We start from the raw sequence: 11,911 nt of genomic DNA on the forward strand, positions 1-11,911 counted from the left end.
CCCACCAGCTGCCCGCCGTGCTGGACGCGCTGCGCGCGACCGGCGGGCCGCTGCGCGCCGCCGTCGTCGGCGGCGCGGCCCTGGATCCCGGCGTCCGCGCCCGCGCCGCGCAGGCGGGCGTGCGGGTGGTGGCCTACTACGGCGCCACCGAGCTGTCGTTCGTCGCCGTCGACACCGACGGGCGCGGGCTGCGGCCGTTCCCCGGCGTCGAGGTCGAGGTCAGGACGGCGCACGGGCAGGCCCTCGGCGAGGTGTGGGCACGCTCGCCCTACCTGGCGCAGGGCTACCTGTCCGGCGCCGCGGGCCCGCTGCGCGTGGACGCCGGCGGCTGGATGACCGTCGGGGACGTCGCCGAGCCGTACCGTCCCGGCGAGCCGCTGCGGCTGCGCGGCCGGGGGGACGGCGCGATCCAGACCGGAGGCGCCACCGTCGTGCCCGAGGACGTCGAGGCGGTCCTGCGCACCGCCCCCGGCGTCGAGGACGTCGTGGTGGTCGGTTCGCCGCACCCCGATCTCGGCGCCGTCGTCACCGCGATCGTCGAGGGCGCGGGCGCCTCGCGGGCCGCCCTGGAGGCCCTGGCCCGGTCCGGGCTCGACCCGGCGCAGCGGCCGCGCCGCTGGTACGCCGTGGCGGCCCTGCCCCGTACGCCCACCGGCAAGCCGTCCCGTGGCCTGGTCGCCGCCCGCCTGGCCGGCGGCGACCCCGACATGTACCCGCTCGCCTGACATGCGCGACGAAGCTCTCACCCCGGAGGCCCGCCCCACGATGATGGCCACCCCGAGGGCCGGCACGGGGGACGCCCCCGTCGTCGTCGCGGCCCGCCGTACGCCCATCGGCACCGCCGGGCACGCCTTCAAGACCGTGACGGCCGACCGGCTCGCCGCTCCGGTCATCGCCGCGGTCGCCGCCGACGTGGCGCACCTCGGCGTCCCGGTCGGCGACGTCGTGCTCGGCAACTGCACCGGCCCCGGCGGCAACCTCGCCCGCGTGTCGGCGCTCGCCGCCGGGCTCGGGCACGAGGTCCCCGGTGTCACGGTGGACCGGCAGTGCGGCAGCGGCCTGGCCGCGATCCTGCTCGCCGGCCAGGCGGTCCGCTCCGGCGAGATGGACCTGGTCGTCGCCGGGGGAGCCGAGAGCGCCTCCACCGCCCCGCTGCGCGCCCACCGGCGCCCGGAGGGGGAGATCCCGGTCCCGTACGAGCGCGCGCCCTTCACCCCCGAAGGGCACCCCGACCCCGACATGGGCCCCGCCGCCGAGGCGCTCGCCGCCGCGCGCGGCGTGAGCCGGGAACGCCAGGACGCCTACGCCCGCCGCAGCCACGCCCGCGCGCTGGCCGCGCGGGAGGCCGGCCGGTTCGCCCGGGAGATCGTCGGGGTCGGCGGCCGGGACGCCGACCAGCGGCCGCGTGCCCTGCGGGCCGCCTCCCTGGCCCGGCTGCCGGCGGCGTTCGTCCCCCAGGGCACGGTGACGGCGGGCAACTCCTCACCGATCAGCGACGGCGCGGCGGCCGTGGCGGTCGTGCCCGAACGGCTGCGCGCCGCCGCCGGCCTGCCCGGACTGCGGCTGCTCGCCGGCGCCGTCGTAGGCTGTGACCCCGGGCTACCCGGCTGGGGGCCGGTACCCGCCGTACGCCGCGTGCTGAGCAGGGCGGGGGCCGGCATCGCCGACGTCGCCGCGGTGGAGATCGTTGAGGCGTTCGCGGCGCAGGTGCTCGCCGTCACCGACGCGCTGGGCCTCGACCCGCTCGGCGCCGACGACGAGAGGGTCTGCGCCGACGGCGGCGCGCTCGCCCTCGGCCACCCGTGGGGGGCCAGCGGCGCGGTCGTGGTCGCCAGGTTGTTCAGCAGGCTCGTGACCGGCGGGGCCCCGCCCGGGACGCTCGGCCTGGCGACGGCGGCGGTCGGCGGCGGCCTCGGAGTGGCCGCCCTGTTCGAGGTGGTGTGAAGTGATCGAGCTGGCCGACGTACACGTGCGGCTCGCCCAGCGGGACGTGCTGCGCGGTGTCACCGCGTCGCTGACGCAGCGCCGCGTCGGCCTCATCGGGGCCAACGGCTCCGGCAAGAGCACCCTGGCACGCCTGCTCAACGGGCTGGTCCTGCCGTCGTCGGGCGAGGTCACCGTCTTCGGGCTCGACACCCGCCGCCACGCGGCCCGCATCCGGCGCAGGGTGGGGTTCCTGTTCACCGACCCCGACGCGCAGATCGTGATGCCGACCGTCGCCGAGGACGTGGCCTTCTCCCTGCGGCGCAGGAGGCTGCCGCGCGAGGAGGTCGAGCGCCGCGTGCGGGAGGTGCTGGCCGCCTACGGCCTGGACGGGCACGCCGACCACCCCGCCCATCACCTGTCGGGCGGCCAGAAGCAACTGCTCGCCCTCTGCTCGATCCTGGTCCTCGAACCGGAGATCCTCGTGATGGACGAGCCGACGACCCTGCTCGACCTGCGCCATTCGCGGCAGGTCGCCGACCTGCTGGGCGAGCTGCCGCAGCAGGTGGTGGTGGCCACCCACGACCTGCCCATGCTCGCGGGCTTCGACCGGGTGCTGGTGCTCGACGGGGGGCGCGTCGTCGCCGACGACGAGCCGGGGCTGGCGATCGCCCACTACCGGAAGGTCATGGCGTGAGCGGCCTGACCGGAGCGTACGTGCCGGGCGGCTCCCCGCTGCACCGCCTGCCCGCCGGGGCCAAGCTCGCCGGGCTCGCCGTCTCGTGCACCGTGCTGGTGCTGCTGGGCTCGCCCTGGGCGCTGGCGGGGGCGGCGGTGGTCGTGGCGCTGCTGTACGGCATCTCCGGCGTGGGACGGGCCGCCGCGTGGGCGCAGGTCCGGCCGATCCGCTGGTTCGCCGTGGTGCTGTTCGGCGTGCAGTTCGCGGCGGTGGGCCTGCCGTCCGCGGTGACGACCTCGCTCCGCGTCGTGCTGGCCGTCGCCCTGGCGGGGCTGGTCACCCTCACCACGCGGACCGCCGCCATGACGGCCTGCCTGGAGCGCTTCCTCGCCCCGCTGCGGTTCGCCGGACTCGATCCGTACCGGGTGTCGCTGCTGCTCTCGCTCACCCTGCGCAGCGTTCCGGTCGTCGCCGGGCTGGCGGACCGCGTGCGGGAGGCGCAGCGGGCCAGGGGAGTGGAGTGGAGCATGCGGGCCTTCGCGGTGCCGCTCGTGGTGAGCGCGCTGCGGCACGCCGACGCGCTAGGCGAGGCGCTCAGCGCCCGCGGCCTGGACGACTGACGGCGCGGCCGGAGCGTTCACGGACTGGACGCCGCCCGGGAAACAGGGCAGGGTGCCAGGACCGGATCCCACCGGCCAGGCGATCTCCAAGGAGGACGACCAGTGGGCGACAGGACCGCCCTCGGCGACCGGATGAAGGGCTACGAGGCGGTGACCCGCGCGGTCCTTCCCCGGCGCACCTACTGCCTGATCAGGGTCGACGGACGATCTTTCCATTCGTTCCTCCGGCACGCCGGCAGGCCCTACGACCACACGGTCATGGAGGCCATGGACGAGGTCGGGCGCGCGCTGTGCTCGGAGGTCTCCGGCGGCGTGTTCTCGTTCACCCAGTCCGACGAGTGCTCGGTGCTCCTGGCGGACCTCGGGTCCGGCCAGACGGAGCCCTGGTTCGGCGGGGTCGTCCAGAAGATGGCCTCCGTCGCCGCCTCGACGGCCACGGTCGCCTTCAACAGGGCCTACGGCGCCCACCGGAGCGACTCCTACGCCACCTTCGACGCCCGGGTCTTCACCATCCCCGACCCGGTCGAGGTGGCGAACTACTTCCTGTGGCGGCAGCGGGACTGCGTCCGCAACTCCATCACGATGGCCGCCCAGGCCCGGTTCTCCCACCACGAGCTCCACGGCAGGTCGACGGGCGACATGCAGGAGATGCTGTGGTCCGAGCACGGGGTCAACTGGAACGACTACCCGGCCGGCGCCAAACGCGGCCGGGTGTGCACCCGCAAGACGGAGGAGCGGGAGGTCACCTTCACCGATCGGCGCGACGGCACCGAGAACACGATCGTGGCGACGAGATCCTCGTGGCGGACCGAGCCGGCGCCGCACTTCACCCTCGCGCCCGACGGGTGGCTCGCGAGCGTCATCCCCCCTCTGCCGTCGCTCCGCGAGGACCCCGAACTCGTCCCGCGCTGAGGGCGGCCCGGAAGGCGCCTCCAGGCGCCGGGGGTCAGCCGCCTGCCGTCCCGGAGGCGCGCTGGTCGATCAGGACGCCGAGGCCGTCGAGGACGCGCTGCAGGCCGAAGTCGTAGGCGTGGTCGGGGTTGTAGGGGGAGTTGTGCGCGGCGCCGGCCGCCGCGCCGACCCGGCTGGCCGTCGGGTATTTCTCCTGGTCGATCACCCGGGCGAGCAGCGGGCCGCTGATCGCCCACCACTGCTCGTCGGTCATGGAGTCCTCGCGCTGGGAGGCGCGGGCGTCGGCGGCCGAGTGGGCGGAGGAGTGGACGAACCCCATCAGGTAGGTCAGGGCGTCGTCCATCTCGATGTCGTCGAGACCGAGCCCTTCGAAGGCCTTCAGCTCGTGCTCGTACTTGGCGAGCATGCCGGGGCCGAGCGGGGGACGGCTGGTGGAGACGGCCAGCACCCACGGATGCCGCTCGTACATCTCGCGGTTGTCGCGCGCCACCGCGCGCAGGCGCTCGCGCCACGGCAGTCCCGACAGGTCGGAGCGGGGCATCCGGCCGAACACCGTGTCGAGCATGAGGTCGAGGAGCTCGGCCTTGCCGGGGACGTAGGTGTACAGCGACATGGCGCCGACGCCGAGCGCCTGGGCGACCCGGCGCATGGTGAGCGCGTCGAGGCCCTCCTCGTCGGCGATGGCGATGGCCGCGGCCACCACCTCGTCGACGGTGAGGCCCTGGCGGGGCCCACGCTGGGAAGGGCGCGCTCCCGGCTCCCTCCAGAGGAGCTCGAGGGTGCGCACGGGGTCTCCGGCGCTGCTGCGGGCGGTCGTGGGCGGCACGGACCCCATCCTCTCACCAACCGTTCTCCGTACGTGGTACGCCATACAATGTACGATGTTTTGGGGCGGCCGCCGGGCCGGATCCCTGACTTCGAGGAGCCGTGGTGCAGATTCCCCGTATCCAGATCGTGGGCGCGCGCGAGAACAACCTGAAGGACATCTCTCTGAGCATCCCCAAGCGGAGCCTCACCGTCTTCACCGGGGTGTCGGGGTCCGGCAAGTCGTCCATCGTGTTCGACACGCTCGCCGCCGAGGCGCAGCGCCAGCTGAACGAGACCTTCACCGCCTTCGCCCGGAGCAGGCTGCCCAGGTACGGACAGCCCGACGTCGACGTGATCGAGAACCTGTCGGCCGCGATCGTCGTCGACCAGAAGCGGCTCGGCGGCGGCCCCCGCTCGACCGTCGGCACGATCACCGACATCTACTCGCTGCTCAGACTGCTGTTCTCCCGGGCCGGCCGGCCGTTCGCCGGGTACTCCAACGCCTTCTCCTTCAACGACCCCGAAGGCATGTGCCCCGAATGCGAGGGGCTCGGCAGGAGGACGACGCTCGACCTGGGGGCCTTCCTCGACACCTCCAGGTCGCTGAACGAGGGCGCGCTGCTGCACCCGCACTTCGCGGTGGGCGGCTGGTACTGGAAGATCTACGCCAACTCCGGGCTGTTCGACAACGACAAGAAGCTGTCGGACTACGACGAGCGGGAGTGGGACCTGCTGCTGCACGGCGGCGACGCCAAGGTGGCGCTGGAATGGCAGGGCGGCACCGTCAACTCCTCCTACGAGGGGCTGGTGGAGAAGTTCACCCGGCTCTACATCAAGAAGGACACCGCGGAGATGTCCGACGCCAACCGGGAGGTGTTCCTGCGGTACGTCTCCACCGAGGTCTGTCCCCTGTGCGAGGGCGCCCGGCTCAGCCGCAAGGCCCTCGCCTGCGAGATCGACGGCCACAACATCGCCGCGCTGGCCGCCATGGAGGCGGGTGAGCTGGTGGAGGTGCTGGCCGGCCTCACCCGCCCGGCCGTGGCGCCCGTGCTGGAGAGCCTGGTCGACAGGGTGCGCAACCTCGTCACCATCGGCCTCGGCTACCTCAGCCTGGACCGCGAGACCTCGACCCTGTCGGGAGGGGAGTCGCAGAGGGTCAAGATGGTGCGGCACCTCAGCAGCGGCCTGACCGACATGCTGTACATCTTCGACGAGCCCACCGCAGGCCTGCACGCCCGCGACGTCGAACGGCTCACCACGCTGCTGCTGAAGCTGCGCGACAAGGGCAACACCGTCATCGTCGTCGAGCACGACCCCGAGGTGATCGCCGTCGCCGACCATGTCGTCGACATGGGCCCGGAGGCGGGGGCGCACGGCGGGCGGATCGTGTACGAGGGGACGGTGGCGGGCCTGCGCGACGCCCCGACCCTCACCGGCGCCTCCATGAGGCACCGGTCCCCTTTGAAGACGGCGTACCGCCGTCCGGCGGGGACGCTGACGGTCGACGGCGCGCGTGCCCACAACCTCAAGGACCTGACCGTCGGGTTCCCCGCCGGCGTCCTCACCGTCGTGACCGGGGTGGCGGGATCCGGCAAGAGCACGCTGGTCAACGAGGTGTTCCTCGGCCGGTACCCCTCGGCCGTCGTCGTCGACCAGTCGGCCGTCGCCGTGTCCCGCCGCTCCAACCCCGCCACCTACACCGGGATGCTGGACGAGATCCGCAGGCTGTTCGCCCGGGCCTGCAAGGTCAGCGCCTCGCTGTTCAGCGCCAACTCCAAGGGCGCCTGCCCCGAGTGCCAGGGCCTCGGCGTCATCTACACCGACCTCGCCTTCATGGACGGGCTGAAGACGACCTGCGAGGCGTGCCGGGGACGGCGCTTCAGGCCCGAGGTGCTCCAGCACACGCTCAGGGGGAAGTCGATCAGCGACGTGCTGGAGATGACGGCGGCCGAGGCGCTGGAGTTCTTCCACGAGGAGAGGCTCCGCGAGGTGCTGCGCGCGATGAACGACGTCGGGCTCGACTACCTCACCCTCGGCCAGCCGCTGAGCACGCTGTCCGGCGGAGAGTGCCAGCGCATCAAGCTGGCCACCGAACTCCACAAGACCGGCAGCGTCTACGTCATGGACGAGCCGACCACCGGCCTGCACATGTCCGACGTGCGGCACCTGCTGGACATCCTCGAACGGCTGGTCGACGCGGGCAACACGGTGATCGTGATCGAGCACAACCTCGAGGTCGTCAAGAACGCCGACTGGATCATCGACCTCGGCCCGGAGGGCGGTGACGGGGGAGGGCGCGTGGTGTTCGAGGGCACGCCGCGCGACCTGCTCGCCGCCACCGGCTCCCACACCGCCGAGTACCTGCGCCGCGACCTCGCCACCGCCTGACCGGCGGCCTGCTCGCAGGCGACCCGTGACCGGCTCCCACGCCGCCGGGTGCCGGCGCCGCGGCACCGCCGCCGCCTGACCCGGGACCCGCGCGCCCCGGCCTCGCCGCCACCGGCACCGGCCGTCCCGCCGATGGCCGGCACGCGGGCGGGGGCGGCAGCGGGCGGCACGGTCGGCTCAGTACACTCGCTTCGTCCGAAACGGGGAGGTTGCGGTGATTGTCCGTTGATCGCCGCCTTCATCCCCATATGGGCGCTGACCGCCCTCGGTTTCGTTGCCGGACGGTTCCGCCTCCTCGGCCCGGAGGCGGACCGGGTGCTCGGCGGTTTCGTCTTCCACCTCGCGATGCCGGCGGCGCTGTTCTCCGTCCTCACGCGGACCCCGCTGCGGTTCAGCGGACCCGCGCTGGGCGCCTTCGCCGCCGGGACGGTCCTCACCATGGCCACAGGCTTCGTGCTGTCCGGCCGGGTCTTCGGCAGGAAACCCGGCGCGGCCACGATCGGCGCCATGGCCGCCGGCTACGTCAACTCCTCGAACCTCGGCATCCCGGTCGCGATCCAGGTGCTCGGCGACGCCACCTTCCTGACCGGGGTCCTGCTGTTCCAGGTCCTGGTGGTCACCCCGCTGGTCCTGATCCTGCTGGACCGGGACGCCGGCCGAAGGCTGCGCCCCGCCCGGCTGGCGACCCTGCCCCTGCGGAATCCCGTGATCCTCGGCCTGGCCGCCGGAGCGCTCTGCTCGGCCTCCCACTGGCGTCCGCCGGCGGTGGTCGCGGGGCCCCTCGCCCTGCTCGGCGCCGCCGCCGTGCCCGCCGCCCTGGTGACGCTGGGGCTGTCCCTGACCGAGCGCCGCCCCGCCGTACCCGGCGAGCGGACCGAGGTGCTGGCGCTTTCGGCGCTGAAGCTGCTGGCCCAGCCGCTGCTGGCGTACCTCTTCGGGGTCCTGGCCCAGGTACGGCCGCCCGAGCTGCTCGCACTGGTGGTCTGCGCGGCCCTGCCCACGGCGCAGAACGTCTACATCTTCGCCCGCGAGTACGGCAGGGCCGATTCGGCGGCGCGCGGCACCGTCATCGTCAGCACCGCGCTGTCGATGGTCACGCTCGCGGCGGCCGGCTGGCTGCTCGGCTGAACACCGCCGGACGCCGCGGAGCCGGGCGGCCGGGCCACTGCCGGGGTGACGGGGACGGATCTCCGAGCCGACCGGAGACCCGGAGGGTCGGCGACCCCCGGCGGGACCGGACCTAACCAGCGGCGCGGTCCGCGAGCGGGCGGCGGCGGGCGTTGGTGTCGTCCAGCACCGGCGGGCGCCAGGCGCCGTCCGGGTGGTAGACGTTCGTCCCGGGCGGGACGATCTCGTCGATCCGGTCGAGGGCCGCGTCGTCGAGGGTCAGCGAGGCGCCCTTCAGCAGGCCCTCCAGCTGCTCCATCGTGCGCGGGCCGATGATCACCGAGGTGACGGCCGGGTGGGCCACGGTGAACGCCACGGCCAGCTCGGGCAGCGTGCACCCGATGTCGTCGGCCAGTTCGGCGAGCTGCTCGACGGCGTCGAACTTGGCGGCGTTGCCCGGGATCGAGGGATCGAACCGCGCCGGCGTGAGCCGGGCGCGTCCGGCCGTCATGTCGACCGGCCGTCCCTTGCGGTACTTCCCGGTCAGGAACCCCGATGCCAGCGGGCTCCAGGTCAGCACCCCCATCCCGTACCTCTGGCACACCGGCAGCAGGGACGTCTCGACGCCCCGCGCGAGCAGCGAGTACGGCGGCTGCTCGGTCCGGAAGCGCAGCAGTCCGCGGCGCTCGGCGACGTGGTGCGCCTCGACGATCTCCTCGGCCGGGAACGTCGAGCAGCCGAAGGCGCGGATCTTCCCCTGGTGCACCAGGTCGCTCAGCGCCGAGAGCGTCTCCTCGATGTCGGTGGTGTGGTCGGGGCGGTGCACTTGGTAAAGGTCGATCCAGTCGGTGCCGAGCCGCCGGAGGCTGTCCTCGACCTCCCTGACGATCCACCGCCGCGAGTTTCCGCGCCGGTTGCGGCCCTCGCCCATCTGGAAGTGCACCTTGGTGGCGAGCACCACGTCGTCCCGGCGCCCCCGCAGGGCCTTGCCCACGATCTCCTCCGACTCGCCGGCGGAGTACATGTCGGCGGTGTCGACGAAGTTGACGCCCCGGTCGAGCGCGGCGTGGATGATGCGGACGCAGTCCTCGTGGTCGGGGTTGCCGACGGCGCCGAACATCATCGCGCCCAGGCAGTGGACGCTCACCTCGATACCCGTGCGCCCGAGAGGGCGATAACGCATGTCGTGCTCCTTTTCCGGTCTGTCGCGGGGACCCGCGGGCATCGATGATGGCCGCTGGAGCGCGCTCCAGGTCAAGCCGCCGGTACCGGACGGGACGAAAACCGGTTGCCGTCCCCGGTGGAAACCGGTAGAAATCGCGCCAGACCCCGCCGACGGCCGGTGGGGTGACCACGCACGAGAGGAGGGACGAGCAGATGACCACCATGATCACCATGCCCGCGTCCTCCCGGGGTGCCCACCAGGGCTGACCCCAACAGGGGAGCTCACACGAGCGCCCCCGGCCGCCGAGCGCAGCTCGGCGGACGAACAGGGAGCGGCCGGGCGCGCTTCATACGGAGAGTGCCTTGACCGCAGCAGTAGAGCAGGACCTGACCATCCGTCCCATCACCGGACGTGAGGAGCTCGACCTCTTCAGCCGGTTTCCCTACCAGCTCAACGACGAGATAACGGCCGACCTCGACAACGGCGGCCGTCACTTCGACTGGATGTGGGTGGCGCTGCGCGGCGACCACCTGCTCGCCCGGGCGGCCTGGTGGAGCAGGCCCGGCGACGCCGAGCCCCTCATGCTCGACTTGTTCGACCTCGCGGACGACCTCGACGGCGCCGAGCGGGTCGAGATCGGCACGCGGCTGCTGAAGACCGCGATGGCCGAGGTCGTCCCCGGCGGCGCCCGGCCGCCGGAGTACAGCCGCTTCCTCCCGTCCGGCTGGCGCGACGACCCGGCCCTCCGCCGGGACGCCGAGGACCGCGGGGCGGCGCTGGAGGCGACCGGGGCGCGGCTGTTCGTCGAACGGCTCCGCCTGGTGTGGCACCCGGGCACGCCGATCGCGCCCCCGGCCGGACGCCTGGCCTTCCGCCCCGTGTCCGGCCGCGACGAGCTGGTGGAGCTGATGACCCGCGTCCTGGACGGCACCCTCGACGCGCACAGCCGCGACGAACTCACCCGCGTGCCTCCCGATCGGGCGGCGCGGGAGCAGTACGACAGCGAGCTGGAGCGCTACCCCAGCCCCAAGGAGTGGTGGCGGATCGCCACGCTGCCGGACGGCGAGCCCGTGGGGTTCGTCATCCCGGCGCACAACTCCTACAACCCGATCATCGCCTACATCGGCGTCGTCCCCGAGCACCGCGGCAAGGGCTACATCGACGAGATCCTCGCCGAGGGCACCAGGATCCTGGCCGCCCAGGACGTCCCCCGCGTCCGCGCCTCCACCGACGTCGGCAACGTCCCGATGGCGGCGGCCTTCCACCGCGCCGGCTACGTGACGTTCGAACACGAACTCAACTACGTCTGGCCCTGACCGGCGTGGCCCGGCCCTCGCGCCGGGCCACGCCCTGGGCGGCCACGCGGACCGTCACAGGGCGAACAGCCGGGCCGCGTTGTCGTGGCAGACCGCGCGGAGCCAGGCGCGGCCGAGGCCCGTCTCCTCCAGGGCGCGGAGGGCGTCGGCGTAGGAGTAGGGGATGTTGGGGAAGTCGGTGCCCAGCAGGACGCGGTCCCCCAGGTCGGCCAGGCGGGGGAGCGCGGCGCGGGGGAACGGGGCCTCGGCCTCGGTGAACGGGGTGAAGGCCATGGTGGTGTCCAGCAGGACACCTTCGTGGCGTTCGGCCAGGCCGAGGAACTCCTCGTACTCGGGCAGCCCCAGGTGCGCGACGACCAGCCGCAGCCGAGGGTGCCGGGCGAGCAGCGCGGCGATCGGGTCCGGCCCGGTGAAGGGGCCGGGCACCGGGCCGGACCCGCAGTGCGTCACGACCGGCACCCCGGCCTCGGCCAGCAGCCCCCAGACCTCCTCCAGCAGTGGGTCGTTGGGGTCGTACCCGCCGACCTGCAGGTGGCACTTGAACACCCGCGCGCCCTGCTCGAGCGCGTGCCGTACGTCGCCGGCCGCGCTCGGCTCGGCGAAGAACGTCGCGGTGTGCAGGCAGTCGGGGGTGCGGGCGGCGAAGTCGGCCGCCCAGTCGTTCAGCCACCGCGCCATGCCCGCTTTGTGGGGGTAGAGCATGGAGGTGAACGCCCGGACGCCGAAGCCCCGCAGCACCTCCAGCCGCCGCCGCTCCTCCAGCCGGTAGCCGATCGGCCACGGGCGGCCCACGAGCGGGCCGGCGGCGTCGAAGTACGCCCACACCTTGTCCAGCACCCGCTGCGGCATGAAATGGGTGTGGACGTCGACGAGGGCCTCCAGTCCCAGCGACGCGCGGAACGCGGCCACCTCCGCGCGCTCGTCCCCGTCACCGGACGGCGGCGCGGTGTCCTCCCGCGGCACGAACTTCCCCGGCAATCCTGAACCTCCGTCC

11 protein-coding genes are annotated in these 11,911 nt (G+C 73.5%); 8 read left to right on the forward strand and 3 right to left on the reverse strand.

The features are described 5' to 3' along the window. The 5 genes from KIK05_RS28660 to KIK05_RS28680 all read left to right on the forward strand — a co-directional run. Window positions 1-725, forward strand: a 725-nt coding sequence (locus KIK05_RS28660; RefSeq protein ID WP_214413984.1) for an AMP-binding enzyme, incomplete at its 5' end; no start/stop codon positions are given. Window position 726: 1 nt separating this feature from the next. Beyond that, complete coding sequence (locus tag KIK05_RS28665; RefSeq protein ID WP_250563630.1) at window positions 727-1,944, forward strand: thiolase family protein; 1,218 nt, start codon at window positions 727-729, stop codon at window positions 1,942-1,944. Between the two features lies 1 nt (window position 1,945). Continuing rightward, window positions 1,946-2,620, forward strand: coding sequence for an energy-coupling factor ABC transporter ATP-binding protein (locus KIK05_RS28670; protein ID WP_214413985.1), 675 nt, complete (start codon window positions 1,946-1,948; stop codon window positions 2,618-2,620). Further along, entirely contained in the window at window positions 2,617-3,222 is a 606-nt protein-coding gene (locus tag KIK05_RS28675) for an energy-coupling factor transporter transmembrane component T family protein (RefSeq protein ID WP_214413986.1), read from the forward strand. The genes KIK05_RS28670 and KIK05_RS28675 overlap by 4 nt, the downstream gene beginning before the upstream one ends. 102 nt (window positions 3,223-3,324) lie before the next feature. Next, window positions 3,325-4,134 (forward strand): tRNA(His) guanylyltransferase Thg1 family protein, encoded by an 810-nt coding sequence (locus tag KIK05_RS28680; RefSeq protein WP_214413987.1) that lies wholly within the window; start codon window positions 3,325-3,327, stop codon window positions 4,132-4,134. Between the two features lie 34 nt (window positions 4,135-4,168). Here the strand turns inward: KIK05_RS28680 and KIK05_RS28685 are convergent, their stop codons facing one another. Continuing rightward, window positions 4,169-4,969 carry a TetR/AcrR family transcriptional regulator gene (locus KIK05_RS28685; protein ID WP_214413988.1) on the reverse strand — a complete coding sequence of 267 codons (801 nt, stop codon included), beginning with the start codon at window positions 4,967-4,969 and terminating at the stop codon, window positions 4,169-4,171. A 95-nt stretch (window positions 4,970-5,064) separates the two neighbouring features. Between KIK05_RS28685 and KIK05_RS28690 the strand changes: the two genes are divergently transcribed. Together KIK05_RS28690 and KIK05_RS28695 are read left to right on the forward strand one after the other, a co-directional pair. After that, a complete protein-coding gene (locus KIK05_RS28690; RefSeq protein ID WP_308250161.1) occupies window positions 5,065-7,329 on the forward strand; it encodes an ATP-binding cassette domain-containing protein in 2,265 nt (754 codons plus the stop codon). Between the two features lie 225 nt (window positions 7,330-7,554). Then, window positions 7,555-8,457 carry an AEC family transporter gene (locus KIK05_RS28695; RefSeq protein ID WP_214413989.1) on the forward strand — a complete coding sequence of 301 codons (903 nt, stop codon included), beginning with the start codon at window positions 7,555-7,557 and terminating at the stop codon, window positions 8,455-8,457. A gap of 112 nt (window positions 8,458-8,569) precedes the next feature. Here KIK05_RS28695 and KIK05_RS28700 read toward each other — a convergent pair whose 3' ends face one another. Continuing rightward, window positions 8,570-9,619 (reverse strand): aldo/keto reductase, encoded by a 1,050-nt coding sequence (locus KIK05_RS28700; protein WP_214413990.1) that lies wholly within the window; start codon window positions 9,617-9,619, stop codon window positions 8,570-8,572. A gap of 344 nt (window positions 9,620-9,963) precedes the next feature. Here KIK05_RS28700 and KIK05_RS28705 point away from each other — a divergent pair, with 344 nt between their 5' ends. After that, window positions 9,964-10,917, forward strand: coding sequence for a GNAT family N-acetyltransferase (locus KIK05_RS28705; protein WP_214413991.1), 954 nt, complete (start codon window positions 9,964-9,966; stop codon window positions 10,915-10,917). Between the two features lie 54 nt (window positions 10,918-10,971). Here KIK05_RS28705 and KIK05_RS28710 read toward each other — a convergent pair whose 3' ends face one another. After that, complete coding sequence (locus KIK05_RS28710) at window positions 10,972-11,895, reverse strand: amidohydrolase family protein (RefSeq protein WP_372455618.1); 924 nt, start codon at window positions 11,893-11,895, stop codon at window positions 10,972-10,974. Window positions 11,896-11,911 lie beyond the last annotated feature (16 nt).

The sequence above is a fragment of the Sphaerisporangium fuscum genome, from assembly GCF_018531465.1.
In the GTDB taxonomy this organism is placed as follows: domain Bacteria; phylum Actinomycetota; class Actinomycetes; order Streptosporangiales; family Streptosporangiaceae; genus Sphaerisporangium; species Sphaerisporangium fuscum.

Excerpts from the sequence above, each read along its gene's own strand:
- KIK05_RS28665 (WP_250563630.1), top strand. The coding sequence starts at position 727 with ATGCGCGACGAAGCTCTCACCCCGGAGGCCCGCCCCACGATGATGGCC.
- KIK05_RS28685 (WP_214413988.1), bottom strand. The coding sequence starts at position 4,969 with ATGGGGTCCGTGCCGCCCACGACCGCCCGCAGCAGCGCCGGAGACCCC.
- KIK05_RS28700 (WP_214413990.1), bottom strand. The coding sequence starts at position 9,619 with ATGCGTTATCGCCCTCTCGGGCGCACGGGTATCGAGGTGAGCGTCCAC.